The organism is Streptomyces sp. NPDC059895, assembly GCF_042731035.1.
In the GTDB taxonomy this organism is placed as follows: Bacteria; Actinomycetota; Actinomycetes; order Streptomycetales; family Streptomycetaceae; genus Streptomyces.
The window spans coordinates 82,166-101,527 of record NZ_JBHWKO010000004.1 but is presented as its reverse complement, the minus strand read 5'-3'; the positions used below and the strand labels follow the sequence as shown (position 1 = coordinate 101,527).

The 19,362-nt window shown below is 72.2% G+C and carries 19 protein-coding genes; 5 read left to right on the top strand and 14 right to left on the bottom strand.

Annotated features, from left to right (window positions below; genetic code table 11):
* Window positions 1-42: 42 nt before the first annotated feature.
* From ACFV9M_RS06270 to ACFV9M_RS06255, 4 genes are read right to left on the bottom strand one after another with little or no spacing between them, the layout of a single operon-like run.
* Window positions 43-750 carry a DUF2637 domain-containing protein gene (locus tag ACFV9M_RS06270; RefSeq protein WP_385063677.1) on the bottom strand — a complete coding sequence of 236 codons (708 nt, stop codon included), beginning with the start codon at window positions 748-750 and terminating at the stop codon, window positions 43-45.
* Between the two features lie 52 nt (window positions 751-802).
* Entirely contained in the window at window positions 803-2,227 is a 1,425-nt protein-coding gene (locus tag ACFV9M_RS06265; protein ID WP_385063679.1) for a cell division protein FtsK, read from the bottom strand.
* On the bottom strand, window positions 2,224-2,436 hold the full coding sequence (locus ACFV9M_RS06260) for a hypothetical protein (RefSeq protein WP_385063681.1): 213 nt from the start codon (window positions 2,434-2,436) through the stop codon (window positions 2,224-2,226). The genes ACFV9M_RS06265 and ACFV9M_RS06260 overlap by 4 nt, the downstream gene beginning before the upstream one ends.
* On the bottom strand, window positions 2,433-2,783 hold the full coding sequence (locus ACFV9M_RS06255; RefSeq protein ID WP_385063683.1) for a hypothetical protein: 351 nt from the start codon (window positions 2,781-2,783) through the stop codon (window positions 2,433-2,435). Before ACFV9M_RS06255 ends, ACFV9M_RS06260 begins: the two co-directional genes overlap by 4 nt.
* 171 nt (window positions 2,784-2,954) lie before the next feature.
* On the opposite strand from ACFV9M_RS06255, the gene ACFV9M_RS06250 reads away from it, so the two are divergent.
* A complete protein-coding gene (locus ACFV9M_RS06250; RefSeq protein WP_385063685.1) occupies window positions 2,955-3,437 on the top strand; it encodes a GntR family transcriptional regulator in 483 nt (160 codons plus the stop codon).
* Between the two features lie 1,045 nt (window positions 3,438-4,482).
* Here the strand turns inward: ACFV9M_RS06250 and ACFV9M_RS06245 are convergent.
* The 5 genes from ACFV9M_RS06245 to ACFV9M_RS06225 all read right to left on the bottom strand — a co-directional run bounded on the left by ACFV9M_RS06245 (window position 4,483) and on the right by ACFV9M_RS06225 (window position 11,270).
* Window positions 4,483-4,842: an ASCH domain-containing protein gene (locus tag ACFV9M_RS06245; protein WP_385069857.1), complete on the bottom strand. Its 360-nt coding sequence runs from the start codon at window positions 4,840-4,842 to the stop codon at window positions 4,483-4,485.
* Complete coding sequence (locus ACFV9M_RS06240) at window positions 4,839-5,954, bottom strand: hypothetical protein (protein ID WP_385069855.1); 1,116 nt, start codon at window positions 5,952-5,954, stop codon at window positions 4,839-4,841. The genes ACFV9M_RS06245 and ACFV9M_RS06240 overlap by 4 nt, the downstream gene beginning before the upstream one ends.
* Window positions 5,955-6,605: 651 nt before the next feature.
* A complete protein-coding gene (locus ACFV9M_RS06235; protein ID WP_385069852.1) occupies window positions 6,606-7,046 on the bottom strand; it encodes a hypothetical protein in 441 nt (146 codons plus the stop codon).
* A 55-nt stretch (window positions 7,047-7,101) separates the two neighbouring features.
* On the bottom strand, window positions 7,102-8,334 hold the full coding sequence (locus tag ACFV9M_RS06230) for a helix-turn-helix domain-containing protein (RefSeq protein WP_385069850.1): 1,233 nt from the start codon (window positions 8,332-8,334) through the stop codon (window positions 7,102-7,104).
* A gap of 404 nt (window positions 8,335-8,738) precedes the next feature.
* Entirely contained in the window at window positions 8,739-11,270 is a 2,532-nt protein-coding gene (locus ACFV9M_RS06225; protein ID WP_385069847.1) for a helicase-associated domain-containing protein, read from the bottom strand.
* A gap of 75 nt (window positions 11,271-11,345) precedes the next feature.
* Here ACFV9M_RS06225 and ACFV9M_RS06220 point away from each other — a divergent pair, with 75 nt between their 5' ends.
* Window positions 11,346-12,374, top strand: coding sequence for a hypothetical protein (locus ACFV9M_RS06220; RefSeq protein ID WP_385069845.1), 1,029 nt, complete (start codon window positions 11,346-11,348; stop codon window positions 12,372-12,374).
* 56 nt (window positions 12,375-12,430) lie between these two features.
* Window positions 12,431-13,060: an HAD family hydrolase gene (locus ACFV9M_RS06215; RefSeq protein ID WP_385069842.1), complete on the top strand. Its 630-nt coding sequence runs from the start codon at window positions 12,431-12,433 to the stop codon at window positions 13,058-13,060.
* Window positions 13,061-13,196: 136 nt separating this feature from the next.
* Here the strand turns inward: ACFV9M_RS06215 and ACFV9M_RS06210 are convergent, their stop codons facing one another.
* Window positions 13,197-13,448, bottom strand: a complete 252-nt coding sequence (locus ACFV9M_RS06210) for a hypothetical protein (protein WP_385069840.1) — start codon at window positions 13,446-13,448, stop codon at window positions 13,197-13,199.
* 165 nt (window positions 13,449-13,613) lie between these two features.
* Between ACFV9M_RS06210 and ACFV9M_RS06205 the strand changes: the two genes are divergently transcribed.
* A complete protein-coding gene (locus ACFV9M_RS06205) occupies window positions 13,614-13,997 on the top strand; it encodes a cold-shock protein (protein WP_385069837.1) in 384 nt (127 codons plus the stop codon).
* Between the two features lie 22 nt (window positions 13,998-14,019).
* Here ACFV9M_RS06205 and ACFV9M_RS06200 read toward each other — a convergent pair whose 3' ends face one another.
* The 4 genes from ACFV9M_RS06200 to ACFV9M_RS06185 all read right to left on the bottom strand — a co-directional run bounded on the left by ACFV9M_RS06200 (window position 14,020) and on the right by ACFV9M_RS06185 (window position 17,641).
* Entirely contained in the window at window positions 14,020-14,871 is an 852-nt protein-coding gene (locus ACFV9M_RS06200) for a 1,4-dihydroxy-6-naphthoate synthase (RefSeq protein ID WP_385069835.1), read from the bottom strand.
* Entirely contained in the window at window positions 14,861-15,580 is a 720-nt protein-coding gene (locus ACFV9M_RS06195; RefSeq protein ID WP_385069833.1) for a futalosine hydrolase, read from the bottom strand. The genes ACFV9M_RS06200 and ACFV9M_RS06195 overlap by 11 nt, the downstream gene beginning before the upstream one ends.
* 14 nt (window positions 15,581-15,594) lie before the next feature.
* On the bottom strand, window positions 15,595-16,107 hold the full coding sequence (locus ACFV9M_RS06190) for a DUF2771 domain-containing protein (protein WP_385069830.1): 513 nt from the start codon (window positions 16,105-16,107) through the stop codon (window positions 15,595-15,597).
* A gap of 100 nt (window positions 16,108-16,207) precedes the next feature.
* Window positions 16,208-17,641, bottom strand: a complete 1,434-nt coding sequence (locus ACFV9M_RS06185; RefSeq protein ID WP_385069827.1) for an MFS transporter — start codon at window positions 17,639-17,641, stop codon at window positions 16,208-16,210.
* 301 nt (window positions 17,642-17,942) lie between these two features.
* Here ACFV9M_RS06185 and ACFV9M_RS06180 point away from each other — a divergent pair, with 301 nt between their 5' ends.
* Window positions 17,943-18,869, top strand: coding sequence for a DUF3027 domain-containing protein (locus ACFV9M_RS06180; RefSeq protein WP_385069825.1), 927 nt, complete (start codon window positions 17,943-17,945; stop codon window positions 18,867-18,869).
* Window positions 18,870-19,362: the final 493 nt, after the last annotated feature.

Here is a 19,362-nt window from a genome sequence, read left to right as displayed (position 1 = left end):
CGACGGTGGGAGCTGCCGGGACGGCCGGCGGAGGGCGCGGTCCTACAGGGCCGCGTGGAGGGCAGTGGCCATGGACAGGCCGATGCCGAGTCGCGTCTTGAGCTGGGCCGCTGTGATGGGTTCGCCGTGCTCGGTGTGGTGGGACGCGGCGATCGAGCGTGCTTCGGTCAGCAGTGGCTCAGGCACCTTGATCGCAGGCGAGGCGGGAGCCGGGGCGACGACGACGGGAGCGACCGGTACGAGGGTCTGTTCTGGCGTGACGGGCAGTGGCGTAGGGGTGGCCGGTTCGGGCGTCGTATCGGCTTCCGGCCGCATCTCGTCCGGGGCCGAGTCCGATTCGGCCGGGCCGGTGACTGCGTGGAATGCGCGTAGGAGCTGCGGGCCGACGGCTCCCCAGCCGAGGAGGAGCAGCGGAGCCACGGCGTCGACTGCGGCTCGGCCGTAGTGGCCGGCGGCGACGGGCTCGGCGACGTTGAGGGCCAGGGTCAGCAGTCCGGAGAAGTGCATGAGCCGGGTGGCCGCCGTCATCTGTTCGGCGGGCAGGCCCCGGAGGGAGAGGTAGCGCAGGGCGACCAGGAGGCCGACCACGGACAGGTCCACCATCGGAGCGATGAGCGGTGCGATCGGGGCCGGGACGCCCAGGCGGAGGGCGAGAGACCAGACGTTGCCGAAGGAGAAGACGAACGCCAGGGCGGCAATGACGATCATGACGGCGGTGATCGTGCGCTGCGTGATCCGGTCCTCTGTCATGGATGTTCACCTCCTCTCGGGTGGCGTCGTGAGCGTGCAGGGCCAGAGGTGATCAGATTGCTTCGGCGTCGGCCTTGATCAGGTCCAGGTCCCTCGTGGAAGGGCCGAGGACGGCTTCGAGGAGGGTGCACGGGTCAGCGGTGAGGCCCGCGGTCTGCTCGGCGATGCGGGCCGCGTCGGCGTCCGGCACGTACGGCGTGCGGATGCGGGGGAAGCCCGGTTGGGACTGGTGGTTCATGGACGCGACGCCGACATAGGTGGGGTCCTGGAGGTTGATCGGGTTGGCGTCCGGCCATTCCCGGATCTCCTCGCCGAGCGCGGCCACGGCGGCTTCAGCGGTCTTCTGCGCGAAGCTCAGGCCCACAGGGCAGACGTCCCGGATGAAGGTCGGGATCGCGTCGCCGGTGGACTTCTGGGTGGTCAGGATGACGAGCAGGCCCACGGAACGGCCCTTCTTCACCAGGTCTTCGACGAGTCGGGCGTTCTCGGCCGCCAGCGCGGCGAGCTTCTTCGTCTTCGGGTCACTGCCCTTGTGATCGCGGAAGTAGGTGTGGGCTTCGTCGACGATCAGCACGATCAGCACGATCAGCGGCCAGCGGTCGGACGGGCCGACGTCCCACATGGACTTCACGCCGAGCACCGAGCGCACCGAGGCCGACCGGGCACGGCGAAGCTCCACGAGGTGGCGGAACAGCTTGTTGGCTTCTTCCAGGTCATCGCCCACGAAGGCGAACATGCGCTGTACCCAGTCGGCGTAGTCGCCCTCGTACGCCGCTGAGACCTTGCCGTCCGCGCAGGCGAACTGCACCGCGGGCGAGGGAGCCCAGTCCGACAGAAGCCGGTTGACCAGGCTGGTCTTCCCGAAGCCGGGCAGGCCGGCCACGGTCACGCCGGGGACCTGCGTGAGGTTCACGGAGACCGGTTGGGCGTACTCGTCCACACCGAGGTCCCACCGAGCGGTCTCGTCCGGCACGTCACCCGTGGGGTGGTGCTCGGTGGGGAACTTCAGCGGGTCCAGGCGCACGCCCCGGATGACGACTTGCCCCGGCCGGTCCTGCGTTACGGCCACCCGTGTGCACCGCCAGGCGTCCGCCAGATGTGGGGCAGCCTTCTGGAACTGTTCGAGGCCCACACCGGGCAGGCACTGGGCCCGCGCGATCACTCCATACGCGTCGTGCGTCACCTTCAGAGCCGGTATGAGGACGCGCGGCTTGATGGGCTTGCCGTTCGTGTTCGCCAGCGTTGCCATCGCGGTCGGCATCTTGTCCGTGGCCGACAGCTTGAGCATCGGTGCCAGCCGCTTCCAGCCCCACCGCACACGGACGGCCTGCCGGATGGACTGGCGGGTCATGGCGTCGGCGCGCAGGTAGCGGACTACCCACCACAGCGCCCAGCCGACGATCACGGCGAGCACCAGGACGACGACGAGGGGCGTGTGACTGACGATCCCTTCAGCCGGGGCGTTCTGCGCTTTCACGCTTGGTTCTCCTGCGGGTTGTGGAGGAAGGTCACGAGGGCCGATTCGAGGGCCGCCCGATCCGCGGAGGAATCGAGGCGGGGGTAGCCGTAGGCGACGAGGACAGCCGCCACCGAGTTCACGAGAGATTCGGTGAACCGGGCACCCGGCCCGGCGTGAGGCAGCGGGTAGCTGTGCTCAGCGCCGGACCGGTAAGCCGTGTCGCTCACGCCGCCTCAGCGGTCGGGGCGACCAGGTCCAGCCGATCGGCGCGGTAGGCGATGCCGTCCGACAGCGAGCCGTTGAAGATGCGCGCCCACGGGGTGGCGAACAGTTCCACCGGCATGACCGGGACACCGGGCCGGAGGCCGTTGGGGAGACCGGTCTCCGGGACGGTGATCTTCAGGGCTTCGGCGCGGCCCTCCTCCATGAAGAAGAGGGTGATCGTGTAGAGCTTCGCGCCAGTCTCGCGATCGGTCGCGAACTGCGTCTTCTCGGCGTCCGCGTACTTCGGCACCGGCAGGGTGCCGACCATGAACGACGAGGTGGGGAGCAGGCCAACACGGATGCGTGCCATGGGAGTTGCGTCCTTTCGGTTGCGCTCCACCAGGGCGGTGAAGCGTGATCACCATTGAACATAGCTGACCTAGCAGTATCAAGTGAGTGGGGTGAGCTAGGTGTCATCTGGCATAGGACACCTATGTCAGTGGGGTGTGCTAGGCGTGCTAGGACTCGTTACTCTTGGGCCATGAGCCCCGCGCCAGAGAGCAAGCAGGACCGCCGGCCGCCGTATCAGCACGCTGCCGACGAGCTTCGGCGCGAGATCTTGCAGGGGCGGATCAAGCCGGGCGAGCAGCTGCCGGCCATTCGCGAGCTACAGGAACGCTTCGGCGTGGCCAACATGACCATGAGGTCCGCGCTCAACGTGCTGCGCGACGAAGGCTTGATCTACACGATCCATGGTCGGGGCAGCTTCGTTGCGGACCACGATGCTGGCGGCGAGTCCTCAGCGAACTACAACGCACCAGCGTGGTACTTGGGAAACAAGGGCGAGAAGCCCAGCCAGGCAGAGCGGGCGGAGGGAAGGCCCGACGACGCTGAAGCCGCCGGCGCCACCCTCACTGAAATGCTCACGGCACTACGAGACGAGATCCGTTCCCTCAGCGCTGATCATCAGGAACTGCGGCGCGAGGTCGAGGAGCTGAAGGCTGCCCAGCAGGCGAAGCCGTAGCCCGGAGCTTGGCCACTTCCTCTCGCAGCTCTCTGGTTTCCCTACTGAGGCGACCGACCATGGCCCGCATGTCATTGATCAGCTCGGTCACCTGTTCCATATCCCCGACGTAAATGCTGGTCAACCCCGTTTCGTTGTCCTGTATGTGCTCGGTCATCGCTCCCCGATTGCCGCCGTGCCGTCGTTGCGTACGTGCTAGCTCGAACCGCCGGGGCACTGCTTGATGGCTTGGCCGGCGGGGCCTCTGACGCAGGTCCAGAGCGTGTTCACGGTGTGGTCGCGTGTCCCGCGCGCTGCTCGACCGATGCCCTGCCCTGCGGAGCTGTTCAGAGTTTCTTTACTGGATCAAGGCGGCCCGCCTACGGCGGCCCGCGCGCGCTGGCGGCCGTGGGCCGCCGCCGCTCCTTGTCTCCGCCACCGCTCCGGCGGCCCCCACCCGCTCAGCGCGCAGCCATGCCGAGGCGAACAGGCAGACCAGGAAGCAACGCGACCACTCCGAGCACCAGGACCAGGCCGACACCGACCAAGCGAGACCGCGCCATCCGACCAGTCCGCGCTTCGCAGCCGTTGGACTCCAAAGCAGCAAGCAGGCCCAGGCGCCAGGCCCTTCGTCGGCAACGCCCAGGCCGGGAAGGGGTCGAGGGCCGTGACGGATAGAGGAAGCGTGGCTGGGGCCGGCGGAGGGTTGCTGGAGACACACGTGACGGGTGCTCGTTCGACGCACCCGCCGCCGTGGCTGACTTTCGGTGGTGCAGGTCAGAACTGGGATGCCGACAAACGGACTTCAACAGGGACCCTCTCAAACTGGCAAGTGGGGTAAGTGGGTTGCAGCCGCACCCGCGTTCGAGCACGCCGACCGCCCCGGTACCATCGGCACCGGGGTCCTGAGCAGGGATTCCAAGACCGGACCACCCCGGATCGCTGTCCAGGCTGAGGGGTGGTCCGGTCTCTTCTTGTGGGCGTCCGCCGCCCGCAGCATGGGCACGAGCGGCGGACAGGAAGCCGCAAGCAGTCCCCTCGGGGGAGCGGGGACCGTGCAGCGGGCTTACTGGGGCGGCAGCTCGATTGCGATGGCGAGAGCGCCGAGCGCTTCCTTCTCCGCCGGGTAGATATCGCGGATGTTGGCGAGCTGCTGCTCGCGGGAGGAGGCCGGGTTGACGTTCGCCGGGCCCTCCCCGTCAAGCAGCTCCTCGAACGACTTGTACTCCGTGACCCGCTTCACCAGGACGTCACACGTCTCTTCGGTGCCCTTGATACGGAAGCGGATGACATCTCCAGCGGCCAGGTCTTCGAGGTGGGGGTACTTCACCCGCACCTCGATCGTCTTCTGACCAGCGGCGACGAGGTGGAAGTAACGGCGATAGAGGTTCAGTTCACGGACGCGCACGGCGGCAGTCTCCGTCATGGGGCGGGAACGCTCCTTGCTGTTGCAGCGGACATGAGCCGGCCGAGTTCACCGGCCGAGTACGAGCGGAAGAAATGGCGTGGGTCGGCGAGTAGCACGTCGCTCAGACCGAGCAAGCGATCGATGTACTCTCCCAACGAGCCCGGCCACTCGCGGGTGTCGAGCATCCACGGGGCCACACCGTCGGGCAAGGGCACGCGCCCCTCACGGATGAGGGACTTGGACAGCTTCGCGCCCGTGTCCGTGACGATCTGGGGGCAGAAGAGCCGGGCGGTCATCTGTCCGCGAGTGAGGCCCACCGCCTGTAGGGCGCCGTCGACGAGAAGGCAGCCGGGCATCCAGTCGCCGCCCTTGACCATGACGTTCAGAGTGCCGTCCCGCCCAGCGATGGCCAGTTCCTTGACGAGGTTGCGGTACAGCGTGGCGAGGTCGAGGTATCCACCCGTCGCGGGTTCGATGACGACCTCGTATGCGCCGTGGTGCAGGCACACAGCCGAGATGGTTGCCCGCTCGAAACCGTCATCCCGAACGCGGGTCCGCTCGGCGTACTTCTCAGCCCATCCGCATCCCGGGCGCGGGCAGGGAACGCGAACGTGCGGCACACCGGACGACGGAGACAGGTGCCAGCGCGCGGCGTCCAGGCGGGGCAGCAGGAGCAGCCAGGTACGGCGGAAATGCTCGCCTGCCTGCTGCTGGCTGTAGGTCTCGACGGAGTACGGCACGTCCAGGCGCTCGGACAGCGCGGTGAACAGCGGGCGGTACAGCTTGTCGACCTGGTCGGCGATGCCCACCTCGCCCAGGGCGTGCGCGTAGGCCCGCTGGTAGCGGTGACCGGTCTCCTTGTCGGTCACGATGGCGTACGGGGCGTTGTCGAGCGCGCCGAACTGGACTTCAGCCGGTACGCCGAACCTGTCCCGGATCCGGGCCGCCGTGGCGAACGTGAGCGACTGAACCAGCGACGTGCCGACGTGCGGTGCTCCGTTGATCTGCGTTCCCACCACGAACACGATGCGCTCCGGAGCCACCTGGGCGATGTGCGGCCTCAGCAGGTCCTCAGCTTTCGTCAGCGCGTTGGCGAGCACGGTGTTCGGCGATACGGGATAGATGGTCACCGCGTCTTCCCCTCGGTAGATGGGCAGGACAGCGCCGCAGAGCGGCGGGTGTGCGTTCAGCGGTTCAGCTGCGATTGCGCGGTGGACCCGCCCCCGCGCCGGGGGGGAACCGGAAAAGACGCGGGGGCGGGAGTCATCGGGTCGGACGACGCCCGCGGGGACCTCGGTGACGGCCTGCCCTCACCGAGGGGTGGGGTAGGCCCCCGGCCGGGGCAGGATGCTGCGGGAGGCGAGGCCGGCGAGTCGGCAGCGGGTACACGCGGAGGCAGTACCGGGCGTCGTAGTCCGCCACGGTGAAAATGAACGCGCGGCCCGCGGCGAGGGCGCAAAGAGCTTGCTCGTACGCCGGATCGCTGTCCGCCCACGCTCGTAACTCGAGATCAGGGCGCGGGACTTCCGGGCCCGCAAGGAGGAGCGGCGCGTCACGCAGGCCCCGGGCCCCGATGTCCGGGGACAACAGCCGCGCGAAACGGTGCGCGGACGCTCTCAGCCACCGTGCCGCGAGGCGTGGGGAACGGCCGCGATAGGTGGAGAGCAGGACCTCGCGGGAACCGCTGAGGTCATAGGCAGTGGCCTCACACCGGAATGCGACGGGAGGTCGCACGAAGGCACGTGCAGAGGCCGGTGGGGCGAGCATCAGCACGTCCGGCCTCACCGCCGACGATCCTGAGCCGATTCCCTCGCCTTGATCATGCGGTCGAGCTGGTTGTAGTACAGCTCGACTTGCGCAGGGGTGAGGACGAGCATCGACTCGCAGACGCCGCCGTCCTCGTAGTGGACGGTCACCGCCATGGCGGCTTGCTGCGCACGCGGGTCGTACACGGCGTCGCGCTTCACGGGTGTGACGTGCGTGACCGGAACCGGCACGGGGCGGAGGGTGCTTCCGTCGGACCTCGCGCGCCAGTCCACGCCTCCGCCGGGCGGACGGAGTTGGTAGGACGCCGAGCTGTCGCTTGGCAGGGCGACGACGACCCCGATCGTTCCCGCCTTGGCCAGATCGATGGCGAGGTCGCCAAGGCGGGGATGGAAGGGGCTGCCTGCCCGCAAAGCAGTCTGGGACGCGGGGAGTTGCTGCGAGGTTCGATCGGCCATGCCCCGAAGCTAGGTGGGTGCTCGGGGCCCAATATGAACCACAGGAATACGACCCCTAGCCGTCGAGGTGGAAGCGGTCTGACATGCGACGCAGCTTCTCACGCGTGCTCGCCCGCTCGGCGTACACGATGCTGCGCAGGGTTGACCGGGCGATGGGATGGTTCCGGACGAGCTGAGGGGCGATGACCTCGGCCTTCTCCAGTTCCTTCAGCGCCTTGTCCCGGTTCCCATCCCACAGCCACGCGCGGGCCAGGTCCATGTGGTGATGCCCTTGACGGGAGTTGGGAAGAGACGCGATCAACTCCTTACTAGTGCGCCGGTTGATCGACAGCGCCTCACGTTGCTCATGCATCTCCAGGGCGACGCTGATCGCGTGGATCTGCACGTTGCCCGGCGAGAAGGTCAGGCTGTGACGGTCGTACACCGGAGGGCCGGCGGCTTCCTGCATCCGCTTGGCTGCACTCCGCGCGTGCTTGATCCGGTCCTTCGCTTCGGCCTTGCGACCAGCGCGCGCGGCAGAGACAGCAGCGCGCAGTTGCAGTGTCCCCCAGGCCCGAACGGCCAGCGGCTCACCGCGGTCGTACTCCCGCTGCACACTGCGAATCGCCTTGTCGGACAAGGCCACAGAGTCGTCCCAGTCCGCCGTAGCCCACATGTCCCACACGCGCATCCAGTCGGCGACGGCAGGCATTACAGGGTCGCCAGACAGCCGTGCGGCCCATGCAGCCCGTTCGCATGCCATGGCGATCAGCTCCAGGTGTCCAAGGGCGTGCGCGGCGGTGTGGGCGAACTTGCAGCACACCGCGTAGATGGCGTACGCCTCTTCCTGCTCGTGGCCCGTGGCTACTTCGGCCAGGGCGCGCGCCTCACGGAACAGGTCGGGGAGCACCTGCACGATCGCCACGTTCGCGGCGGCGTCGCGGAGGCGATGCAGACGAGTGGTTTCCTGCCACAGCTGACCGGCTGGGCGGGGGGTTCCGTCGAAGACGGGAGCGAGGTCGTAACGGCGCAGCTCCCGCATGATCGCGGCAGCAGACACCTGCCACTGATTCTCGGCGGGAGTGGTGCTGTTGTACGGACGCCCGATCAGGTCGTTCGGATGTACGTGCAGTTCCGAGGCGAGCAGGTTGAGCAGGCCGACGCGGTCGAGTTCGATGTGCCCGCGTTCCATCTTGGACACCCAGCCCTGTGTCTTGCCCAGGGCGGCGGCGAGGTCGGCTTGCGTCATGCCGAGGCGGAGCCGTGCGCGACGTGCGCGACGACCGATCTCTTCGGCTTCTTCCAGCATCAGCGCGCCCCCCTAGGGGTGAGGCGCCGGCGTTCCAGCGGGCGGCGAGGCATCGTGCTCCATCCATCAGGGCTTGTCCCCTTGACGGTACCCAGGTCGGGGGTCGGGTGTGGAGTGCCCAGGACAGGAAGTGGCAGCCTGCGAGGTTCGGACACTGACCAGGCAGACCGCTCCACAGCTCGGACCTATCCGCTAGTGTGCGCATCGCACCTGATCGTATGGACGATCAGCGGTCCGTTCACGTACGCACATCCCTTCCGCACGGCCAAACGTCCAGTGTGCCTCACCCGAGGGGAAAGCGGTCGGCCGTCGGCCATGGTCGGCCGTCGTCCGCGGCCGGTCGTCCGCCGCGGTCGGTCGTCCGCCGCGGTCGGACATTCGCCGCGGCCGGTCGTCCGCCGCGGTCACTCGTCGGCCAGCTCCGCCACCCCCGTGATCCGGTGCAGCGGGTACGTCCGCACCTCGTCCGCCGTGTGGTCGTACGCCGTCACGAAGCCGCCCTCCACCCGGACCGGGGCGATGACGCGCTGGCTGGCGCCGCCCTCGGCGTTGACGTAGCCGATCCACAGGGCCTCGCCGGTGAGGACGGCGGCCTGCACGGTGGCGAGGGTCTCGGCGGAGCTGGTGCGGGGGAGTTCGCCGGGGGCGAGCGGGGCGGCGTCGGTGGGCTTGCGGGGGGCCGTGGAGGCCAGGTCGCCCGCCCGGACCGCGCGGATCGCCGCCGTGAGGAGCGTGGCGTCCGGGACGGGCGGGCCGTCGGGCACCGGCTCGGGCGCCGTGCGCGGCGGGGTGCGGTGGGCGTGCGCCCGGGCGATCAGGACGTCGCCCTCGGCGGACTCGGCGGCGGGCGCGAAGCCCATCGCCCGCAGCCCGTCGAGGAGGGCCGCCGGGTCGGCCTGGGCGGCCAGCACGGTCGGCGCGAGGCGGCGCAGGCGCAGGCCGGCGGAGCGCTTGTCGGCGAGGATCTCGTTCAGCAGGGCGTCGTCGTCGCAGCGGACGTACGCGGAGGCCGCGCCCACCCGCAGGTGGCCGTGTCTGCGGGCCACGTCGTCGATCAGGTAGGCCAGCGGCTGCGGCACCGGCGTACGGGAGTGCTCGGCGAGGAAGGCGTGCAGGTCGGAGGCGGTCCGGCCGGCGTCCAGGGCACGGCGTACGGAGGCCGGCGTGAACCGGTAGACGGTCGCGCCGCCCTTCGACTCCACGTCCGCGAGGACGTCCAGCATGTCGGCGAGCGGGCGCCGCAGCGGGCCGGGGGCCACCGCGGTGAGGTCCGCCTGGAGCAGGACGTGGTCCAGCGGTTCGGGCAGCAGCGGGGCGACGAGGCGGGCGGCGGCCGCGACGGCGACGGCCTGCTCGGGAGGGGAGAGCGGGGCCGGGGCGCGCGGGGCCGGGGCGGGCTCCGCGGCGGCGTGAGCGGTCGGGCCGGGGGAGGCCGGCGCACCGGCCGGCGCCGCCCCCAGCAGGGCCCGGCCGTGCGCCGACAGCGCGCCCCGGCCGGTGACGCCCAGCAGTTCGGCCTCCGCCAGCGTCCACCGGCCGAGCCGGGACCGCAGGTCGTCCTCGCCCGCCGTCCCCTGCGGGCCCCGCAGCGGCCGCTCCCAGCGCAGCCGGCCGAGCACCGCCTCCGCGTCCGGCGCGCCGCCCTCCGGCAGCCCCGCCAGCAGCGTCAGCACCCGGTGGCGCACCTCCGGCGCGGCCGAGCGGTCCAGTCCCGGGCCCAGCGCCGACAGCGCCCGGTCCTTCGCGTCCCGGCCGCCCACCAGCCCCGACGTCCGGGTCGCCACCAGCCACGCCTCGGCGAGCCGTGCCCACCGCTGTGCCGCCGGACGCTCCCGCCACTCGTCGTACGCCGGGGTCGCCGCGTACCGCTCGTCGGCCTCCCCGTCGGAGGCGAGCAGCCCCGCCGCGTACGCCAGTTCCACCCAGAACGCGGCCACGGGCTCGGCGACGTCCAGCGCGACGGCGGTCCGCTTCAGGTCGCGGACGCTGAGTCCGCCCGCCCGCAGCACCGCGGGCCCGCCTTCGTCCCACTCCTTCAGCAGCTCCTCGACGGTCGCCAGCGCCGTGTACGCCTGGCCCGCCGCCGTCGCGTCCACATCCTGTGGACGGTGGGTGACGGCCGGCTCGACGGCCGGCGGGAGCGGCTCGGGCGTCCGGTGCGCGCGGCCCGCCCGCAGGTGCAGGGCGACCTCGCGGGGCAGCACCACGGTGCCGGGCGCGGTCGGCAGCAGCAGCCCCCGGTCGAGCAGCCAGCGCAGCCGGGGCGCGGGGTCGGCGGTGACCTGGCCGTACGGCGGTCCCCACACCAGCCGGTCCAGGACGTCGAGGGAGTCGGCGGGCGCCCGGCCCAGCAGCGCGCCCAGCTGCGCACGGTCCGTGAACAGGCCGGTCAGCGCGGCGACCGCGGACACGGAGTCATGGGTCGACGGCAGCCCGACCGCCGACACGATCTCCTGGACGCGGCCCGGCGACATCCCCGCGGTGGCCTCCCGCACGGACGGGCCGAGACCCGTCGGGGAGGGGTGCTGCGGGGACGGCGCCAGCAGTTCGCGGGCGGTGCGGACCAGGCGCAGCCGCTCGTCGTCGCCCCAGACGAGGGCCTGCTCGCGCAGGGCGGCCACGGCACCGGGCAGCGCGCGGGCGACGGCCCCGTCGGCCGCGTCCCCGGCCATCAGCCCGAGCAGTTCGCCGTACGTCGCCGGGTCCCCGGCCACGGCCAGCGCCTCCGCCGTCTGGAGCGCGAACCGGTCCAGCCGCTCCAGCGCGCGCACGACGGAGGCGCGGGTCCCGGCACGGGTGGCGAGCTGGGTGAGGTCGGTGGGGACCGGGGTGATGAGGTCGGGGCGACGGCGCAGCAGAGCGGCCAGGGAGTCGTCGTCCCGTGCGCGCAGCGCCTCCGCGAGGGACCGCGGGGCCGGAGGGTCCTCGGTGCTCATCCCACCCACGGTAGCGGGTCGCCTCCCTGGGCCGAGGTGACGTGGTCCCGGCGGTCCGCGCGATAGCGTCCTCCCGTGGGGATCGAGAGCGACCAGGTCGTCTACGAGTATCTGAGCCGCGTCGGGGACGTGGCGCAGCAGCGGCAGTTGTCCTCGGCCACGCGGATGCGGCTCGTGTCGGATCTGCGGAACGAGATCGACCGCCGGCGGGCCAGGGCGCCCGTCGACAGTCCCGCCGCCGTCCGCCGGATCCTGGACCGCCTGGGCACCCCGGACGAGATCGTCGCGGCCGCGGCCGGCGACCGCCCGGAGACGCAGGCCCCGCCGGCCCCGCAGGCGCCGTCGGCGCCCTCCGTGCCCGTGCAGCGGGACCGCGGGCCGGAGCGGCCCAAGGGGGCGAAGAGCTGGTGGGGGGTGGCGCTTCCCCGTCAGCGGTCCGAGGGGGAGGCGGCCGCGGCCCCGGACGCGCCGTCGCCGCCGCACCTGGCCGGTGCGCACGAACTCGGCGACGGGGTGGAGGGCCCGGACTGGTGGCGGCGGGACGGCGGCCTGCTCGGGCTGGACGACTCGGTGCCCGGGTTCGTCGGCGGTGTCGAGATCCCGGCCATGCTGAAGCCCCCGCCGCCGCCCGGGGACGCGCGGGACCCGGCGGGCGCGGCGCCGGGAGCGGGCGCGGCGGCGGAAGCGGGGAAGGCGGGCGGGGCGGGGGAGGCCGGTGAGGCTCCCGCCCGGCGCCGCCGTCTCCTGCCCGCGCCGCGGTTCGCCGGCGGGTGGAGCAACCCCCTCCTCCTCGTCGCCGTGGCGTGCCTCGGCGTCGGCGCGCTCATCGGCGAGTGGCGCGTGATGATCGTGGGCTGGCTCATCGCCTACGCCTCCCGCCGGCTGACCGAGCGGGAGACCAAGTGGGCGGTGATGATCCTGCCGGGTCTGGCGGTCGCGGCCGGCTTCGCCTGGCTGTGGGGACGCAGCACGGGCCGCTGGGGCGCCCCCCTGGCCGAGGGCGGGATGAACGACGCCGTCGGCACGACCCTGCCCTGGGTGATCCGGGGCGCGGCCGTGGCCTCGGCCCTGTTCCTGCTCTGGCGTTCCCAGCGCCGGAAATGAGACGTCCTGTCCCGGACGGGCCGAAGGCCGCGGGGCGGACCGGCACAATGGCCCATATGGCTTCCTCCGGTTCCCCCGCGCCGACCGTCGGCTTCGACCTCGACATGACCCTGATCGACTCCCGTCCGGGTATCCACGCCGCCTACACGGTGCTGGCCGAGCGGACGGGCGTGTACATCGACGCCGATCTGGTGGTCACGCGGCTGGGGCCGCCGCTGGAGGAGGAGCTCGCGCACTGGTTCCCGGCGGAGCGGGTCGCGGACGTGGCCGGCCTCTACCGCGAGCTGTACCCGTCCTACGCGATCACCCGCACCCTCGCGATGGCCGGCGCCCGGGAGGCGGTGGACGCCGTGCACGCGGCGGGCGGACGGGCGGTCGTGGTGACCGCGAAGTGGGAGCCGAACGCCAAGCTCCACCTGGAGCACCTCGGCATCGACGCCGACGCGGTCATGGGCGACCTGTGGGCCGAGCAGAAGGCGGCGGCGCTGCGCGAGCACGGCGCCGGCGTCTACGTGGGCGACCACGTCGGCGACGTCCGGGGCGCCCGCGCCGCGGGCGCGCTCGCGGTGTCCGTGGCGACCGGCCCGTGCGACGCGCGGGAACTGGCCGCCGCCGGCGCCGACGTCGTCCTGCCGGACCTGACGGCGTTCCCGGAGTGGCTCACCGGCCACCTCGCGGCACTCTAGGCCGACAGGGTCCAGCCCCTGTCGTCACCTGCCCGCCGTCACCTGCCCGCCGTCACCTGCCCGCCGTCACCTTCCGGTCGTCACCTTCCGGTCGTCACCTTCCGGTCGTCACCTTCCGGTCGTCACCTTCCGATAATCACCTTCCGGTCGTCCGTGCCTGCCGGCGTCCGGCCGCGGCGGACCGCAGGACACCCGCTCCCGCGACGAGGAACCCGACGCCCATGAGCATGCTCAATCCGAACATGTACGTCGGAAAAGGCGTCGTGCCGAAGAACAGCGGGGCCACGGTGACGAGAGTGGCCACGGCGCCGATGAAGAAGACGATGGCACCGGCACGGATCAGTCGGTCACCGGGCGCGGCGGAATTCGTTTGGGTTTTGTCACGCACCCGACCAGGGTAGTTCCCAGCGCGAGGGAACGACCGGGCGACGTCTTGTCACCGGCCCCAAGACCATTAGCCTTGGTACCGGCGGGTCATGGTCGACCCGCTGTAGTGCTATCAAGAGCCGTTTTCCGAAGCAGTTTTCCGACGAGTACGAGGACGAGGACAGACGTGCCTACCGGCAAGGTCAAGTGGTTCAACAGCGAGAAGGGCTTCGGCTTCCTCTCCCGCGACGACGGCGGTGACGTCTTCGTCCATTCCTCGGTCCTCCCCGCCGGAGTCGAGACCCTGAAGCCGGGACAGCGCGTGGAGTTCGGCGTCGTGGCCGGACAGCGCGGCGACCAGGCCCTCTCCGTCGTCCTCCTCGACCCGACCCCGTCGGTCGCCGCCGCCCAGCGCAAGAAACCGGACGAACTGGCCTCCATCGTCCAGGACCTGACGACCCTCCTCGAGAACATCACCCCGATGCTGGAGAAGGGCCGCTACCCCGAGAAGGCCTCCGGCAAGAAGATCGCCGGACTGCTGCGCGCGGTCGCCGACCAGCTGGACGTGTAGGGCCTGCCCTGACGCACCCGGCTCAGGGGAACGCGAGCGCCTCCGGGCCGAGGGGCGGCACCAGCCCCTCGGCCGCCGCCCGCGCGAGCAGCCCGCGCACGGCCGCGTAGCCGTCCTCGCCGAGGTCCGCCGTGAACTCGTTGACGTACAGCCCGATGTGCTGGTCGGCGACGGACGGGTCCATCTCCTGGGCGTGCTCCATGACGTACGGGCGGGACACCTCGGGGGTGTCCCAGGCGGCGCGCACGGAGGCGCGGATCGCGTCGGCCAGCCCGGTCAGGGCGGCGGCGCCCAGCGACCGCCGGGCGATGATCGCGCCGAGCGGGATGGGCAGGCCGGTCGTGGACTCCCAGTGCTCGCCCATGTCGGCGAGCTTGTGCAGCCCGTAGGTGCGGTACGTGAAGCGCGCCTCGTGGATCACGAGCCCCGCGTCGACCTTCCCGTCCCGTACGGCCGGCATGATCTCGTGGAACGGCATCACGACGATCTCGCCCACCCCGCCGGGCACGGTGTCCGCCGCCCAGAGGCGGAACAGCAGGTACGCCGTCGACCTCTCGCTCGGCACGGCGACCGTCCGGCCGGTCAGGTCGGCCCCCGGCTCCCGGGTCAGCACCAGCGGCCCGCAGCCCCGCCCCAGCGCGCCCCCGCACGGCAGCAGCGCGTACGTGTCGAGGACGTACGGCAGCACGGCGTACGACACCTTCAGCACGTCGTGCTCGCCGCGTTCCGCCATGCCGTTGGTGACGTCGATGTCCGCGAACGTCACGTCCAGCGCGGGCGCTTCGGGGACGCGGCCGTGGGCGAGGGCGTCGAAGACGAAGGTGTCGTTGGGGCAGGGCGAGTACGCGATCCGCAGCTGCTGCTCAGTGGTCATGTCGATGCCAACTCTCCAGGACGGGTGCGAGCTTCCCGAAGGCCGTGGTGAGCGCGTCCAGCGCGTCGGCGATGCGCCAGGCCGCGCGGTCGCGGGGGCCGACGGGGTTGGAGACCGCGCGGATCTCCAGGACGGCGGTGCCGTGCGCGGCGGCCGCCTCGGCGACGCCGAAGCCCTCCATCGCCTCGGCGAGGGCCCGCGGGTGGCGGGCGCGCAGGGCGGCGGCCCGGGCGGCGGTGCCGGTGACCGTCGAGACGGTCAGGATCACGCCGGTGCGGGCGCCGGTCGCGGCCGCGGCCCTGCGGACCAGGGACCGGGGCGGGACGTGGGTGACCGTTCCGAAGCCCAGCTCGGTGACCGGCAGGAAGCCGTCGGCGGTCTCCGCGCCCAGGTCGGCGGCGGTGATCAGGTCGGCGAGGACCAGGGAGCCGACCGGCGCGTCGGGCGGGAAGCCGCCGGCGATCCCCGCCGAGACCACGAGACCGTACCGCCTGCCGTCGAGGGCGGCGGCGGTCAGCGCGGCGGAGACGGACGCGGCGGCCAGGGCGGGCCCGACACCGGCGGCGAGGAGGTCGTAGCCGTCACCCACACGGTGCAGGGTGACGCCGGGCCGGTGTTCCGCACGGCCGGGTACCTCCCCGAACGCCCGTGCCACCGCGTCCCGCTCCGCCGGGACCGCGGTGGCCACGAGGATGCGCGGGCCGGTCACCGGGGCGGACGTGGTCAGTCGTCCTTCTCGAGCTTGAAGGACCACAGGCCGGTGACCGTCTGGCTGTCCTTCTTGCCGTCGCCCGCCTTGATGGAGACCAGGGTCGAGTCGCCCTGGGCGCCGTACTGGGCGTTGAAGAACACGCTGCCGGGGATCGTGCGGTACGTCTTGTCGCTGTCCTCGGTGAGCGGCTGACCGTTCATCAGGATCGTCCAGCGCTTCTCGGCGACGTCGGGGTCGACGCCGAAGCGGACCGTCTCGTCCGGGTCGACGCTGATCGACGCGATGCCCTTGTCCGCCAGGCACTTCGTCAGCGCCGCGGGCTGCAGGGCCTCGCCCTCGCCGCCGCAGGTGGCCTCCTCGCTGACCGAGGACTGGCCGACGGTGATCGTGGACAGCGGCGTCGGCTTGTCACAGGCCGACAGGACGAGCAGTCCGGCGGAAACGGCGCCGGCGGCGGCGACGGCGCGGCGGCGTCGTACGGCGCGGTGAACATCAGCGGCTTCGCCGCGGGGCAGCGTGGTCATGGCCGAAGGCTATCGGGCACCTCGGGCGGTCCCTCTACGTGGGGGGCGGCGTGGCCGTGTGTTGCGCCACGCGCCCCACGCGTCGCACCAGCCGCACGGATCACGCCAGGTCCGTCCGCGGGGGGCCGCTGCGCCGGGCCGAGCCGAGCAGGCCGCGGACGGTCGTCAGCCAGCCGGCCGCCACGACGGCCGCCGCCACCGACAGGCCCAGCGCGCCGTTCAGCGGCATCGCGATGCCGACCGCGCCGCCGAACACCCACGACATCTGCAGCAGCGTCTCCGAGCGCGCGAACGCCGACGTCCGCACCAGCTCCGGCACGTCCCGCTGGATCAGCGCGTCCAGGGACAGCTTCGACAGCGCCTGCGAGAAGCCGGCGACCGCCGCCAGACCCGCCACCAGCAGCGCCCCGAAGAACACGGCCGCCGTGACCACCGCGGCCAGCACGACCGCCACCACCGTCACGATGATCAGCTCCGGCGCCCGGGACCGCAGCCACGCCCCCACCGCCGTACCCAGCGCGTTGCCCGTGCCCGCCGCGACCGCCACCATGCCCAGCGACACCGCCGCGCTCTGCCCGGTCAGCGGGTGCTCGCGCAGCAGGAACGCCAGGAAGAAGGTCAGGAACCCCGACAGCCAGCGCAGGGCGGCGTTCGCCCCGAGGGCGTGCGTGACGGCGGTGCCGACCGTCCTGAGCCCCGGACGCTTCACCGGCCTGCGGTGCGGGCCGTGCAGATGCTGCTCGTCGGCGGCGAGCAGCGCGGTGTCCTCGCCCTTCGCCGAGTCGACCTTCCGGGGCAGGGAGAACGACAGGAACGTCCCCGCGACGAAGATCACGAAGGCGCCGTAGAGCGGGTAGCGCGGGCCGAGGAACTGCAGGCCGGCGGCCGCGGGCGCGGCGATGCCGGTGGCCAGCAGGCCGCCCAGCGTCACCCGGGAGTTCGCCTTCACCAGGGAGAACCGGGGCGGCAGCAGCCGGGGCACCACGGCGCTTCTGACCACGCCGTACGCCTTCGAGGCGACCAGCACGCCGAGGGCGGCCGGGTACATCTCCAGGCTGCCGGTGACGACCGCGCCGGACAGGACGAGGGCGAGCAGGGCGCGGGCGGCCATCGCGCCCGCCATCGCCGCCCGGCGGCCGTGCGGCAGGCGGTCCAGGAGCGGGCCGATCACCGGGGCCAGGACCGTGAACGGCGCCATCGTGATCGCCAGGTACAGGGCGACGCGGCCCCGGGCCTCGTCGGTGGGGACCGAGAAGAAGACCGTCGACGCGAGGGCGACGGTGATCATCACGTCACCGGCGCCGTTCACGCCGTGCAGTTCGATCAGCTTGCCGAGGCCGGACTCACCGGCGCCGTGCGCGTGGGTGGCCTTGCGGATGCCGCGAGCGGTGCCGGTGAACGGGAGGTGCAGGGCGCGGCCGACCGCGCGGACGGACCCGCTCATCCGGCCCGAACCGCTCACCGGGCTCCTCCCTTTGTGCCCCTTCGTCCCACCTGTACCGGTGGCTCCCCGGGGTGTCCTCGCGGTTGCCACCCCGTCATAGTGCCCCGAGAAAGACGTGTGTAGTGCGGTTACCGCGCGTATGGCCGTGTGCCGTGCGGCCGTCGTACACGGGAAACAGGGGCTCGGAGCACCGTGGAGGCACCGTCGGTGTGGGCTGGGAGCGCGCGAACAGGTAGCGTGCGTATCTCAGCCATCCCGCACAATGGATGGCACAGGTGCGCCCGAGCGCGATCGGACGCAGACGTCGACGCGGTCCCGAGGTCCGCTCCGTCCGCTCCACCGCCGGAGGCAATCCGCACCCTGGAGACGGCGTAGGAGAGAAGCGATACCTGTGAGCGCAGCGACCACGCGAAGCCGCACCCCCGACCGCCTGTGCGCCGAGGCCGTCGACCTCGCCCGCGCCGCGGCAGAGGAGGCCGCCGCGCCCGGCGTGGTCGGGGAGCACGTCGGTGTGCTCTCCGAAGGCGACCGCGTGGTGACCCACTTCTTCGACTGCCGGGAGCTCGGGTACCGGGGCTGGCGCTGGGCGGTGACGGTCGCGCGGGCGTCCCGCGCGAAGATCGTGACGCTGGACGAGGTGGTGCTGCTGCCCGGCCCGGACGCGGTGCTGGCACCGGAGTGGGTGCCGTGGAGCGAGCGGCTGCGCCCCGGCGACATGGGCCCCGGCGACCTGCTGCCGACGGACGCGGAGGACCTGCGTCTGGAGCCCGGGTACAGCGGCGAGGACGTGCCGCCGCCCAACTCCGCCGTCTCCACGGAGATGGCGGACCTGGTGGAGGCGGAGGACGCGGAGGTCACGGCGGGCCCGCCGGCGAAGCTTCCGACGGCGCCGTCGCGGGGTTCGGTCGCGGCGGTCGCGGAGGAGCTCGGCATGCGCCGCGCCCGGGTGCTGTCGCGGTACGGGCTGCACACCGCCGCGGACCGCTGGGAGGAGGCCTTCGGGCCCAAGACGCCCATGGCGCAGGCCGCCCCCGCGTCCTGTGTCAGCTGCGGTTTCCTCACGCCCATCGGAGGCTCCCTCGGGCAGGCCTTCGGCGTCTGCGCCAACGAGTTCTCCCCGGCGGACGGCCGTGTCGTCTCGCTGGCCTACGGCTGCGGCGGCCACTCCGAGGCCGCCGTCATGCCGAAACCGCCGCAGCCGCCCGCGCCGGTGATCGACGAGACGAGGGTGGACCCGTTCCCCCTGCGCCCGTCGGCCGACTCCGGGTCGGTACCGGCGGTGGCGGACGAGGAGTCGGCCGAACTGGGGCACTCCTAACCACGATCCGGCACCGGCACCGGCCGGCTGCCCGGCCGGTGGGCCGTCTCCCGGGCCGGTGGGCTTTTCCTCGGTCGGTGGGCTGTCTCCCGGCCGGTGGGCCTTTCCTCGGCCGGCGGGCCGTCTCCCGGCGGCCGGCTGCTGCTTCCCGGCCGATCGGTCTCGACGCCGGAGGGCCGACCCACCAGCCCGTCCGGCGCTTGAGGACGAGGCCCGTCCAGGGCCGAAGCGGGGTTCGGGGGCGGCGGCCCCTGGGAGGTCGTGCGCGGTCGTCGGCGGGGTGTGCGCGGGGTTCGGGGGCGGCGGCCCCTGGGAGGTCGTGCGCGGTCGTCGGTGGGGTGTGCGCGGGGTTCGGGGGCGGCGGCCCCTGGGAGGCTGTGCGCGGTCGTCGGCGGGGTGTGCGCGGGGTTCGGGGGTGGCAGCCCCTGGGAGGCTGTACGCGGTCGTCGGCCGGGTGCGTGCGGGGTTCGGGGCGGCAGCCCCGAGGGGCGGC

What these genes read in the sequence shown, in the direction of transcription:
- ACFV9M_RS06245 (WP_385069857.1), bottom strand. Translation starts at nt 4,842, where the DNA reads ATGACGGAGACTGCCGCCGTGCGCGTCCGTGAACTGAACCTCTATCGC.
- ACFV9M_RS06190 (WP_385069830.1), bottom strand. Translation starts at nt 16,107, where the DNA reads ATGACCACGCTGCCCCGCGGCGAAGCCGCTGATGTTCACCGCGCCGTA.
- ACFV9M_RS06215 (WP_385069842.1), top strand. Translation starts at nt 12,431, where the DNA reads ATGGCTTCCTCCGGTTCCCCCGCGCCGACCGTCGGCTTCGACCTCGAC.
- ACFV9M_RS06230 (WP_385069850.1), bottom strand. Translation starts at nt 8,334, where the DNA reads ATGCTGGAAGAAGCCGAAGAGATCGGTCGTCGCGCACGTCGCGCACGG.
- ACFV9M_RS06235 (WP_385069852.1), bottom strand. Translation starts at nt 7,046, where the DNA reads ATGGCCGATCGAACCTCGCAGCAACTCCCCGCGTCCCAGACTGCTTTG.
- ACFV9M_RS06225 (WP_385069847.1), bottom strand. Translation starts at nt 11,270, where the DNA reads ATGAGCACCGAGGACCCTCCGGCCCCGCGGTCCCTCGCGGAGGCGCTG.
- ACFV9M_RS06250 (WP_385063685.1), top strand. Translation starts at nt 2,955, where the DNA reads ATGAGCCCCGCGCCAGAGAGCAAGCAGGACCGCCGGCCGCCGTATCAG.
- ACFV9M_RS06255 (WP_385063683.1), bottom strand. Translation starts at nt 2,783, where the DNA reads ATGGCACGCATCCGTGTTGGCCTGCTCCCCACCTCGTCGTTCATGGTC.
- ACFV9M_RS06270 (WP_385063677.1), bottom strand. Translation starts at nt 750, where the DNA reads ATGACAGAGGACCGGATCACGCAGCGCACGATCACCGCCGTCATGATC.
- ACFV9M_RS06200 (WP_385069835.1), bottom strand. Translation starts at nt 14,871, where the DNA reads ATGACCACTGAGCAGCAGCTGCGGATCGCGTACTCGCCCTGCCCCAAC.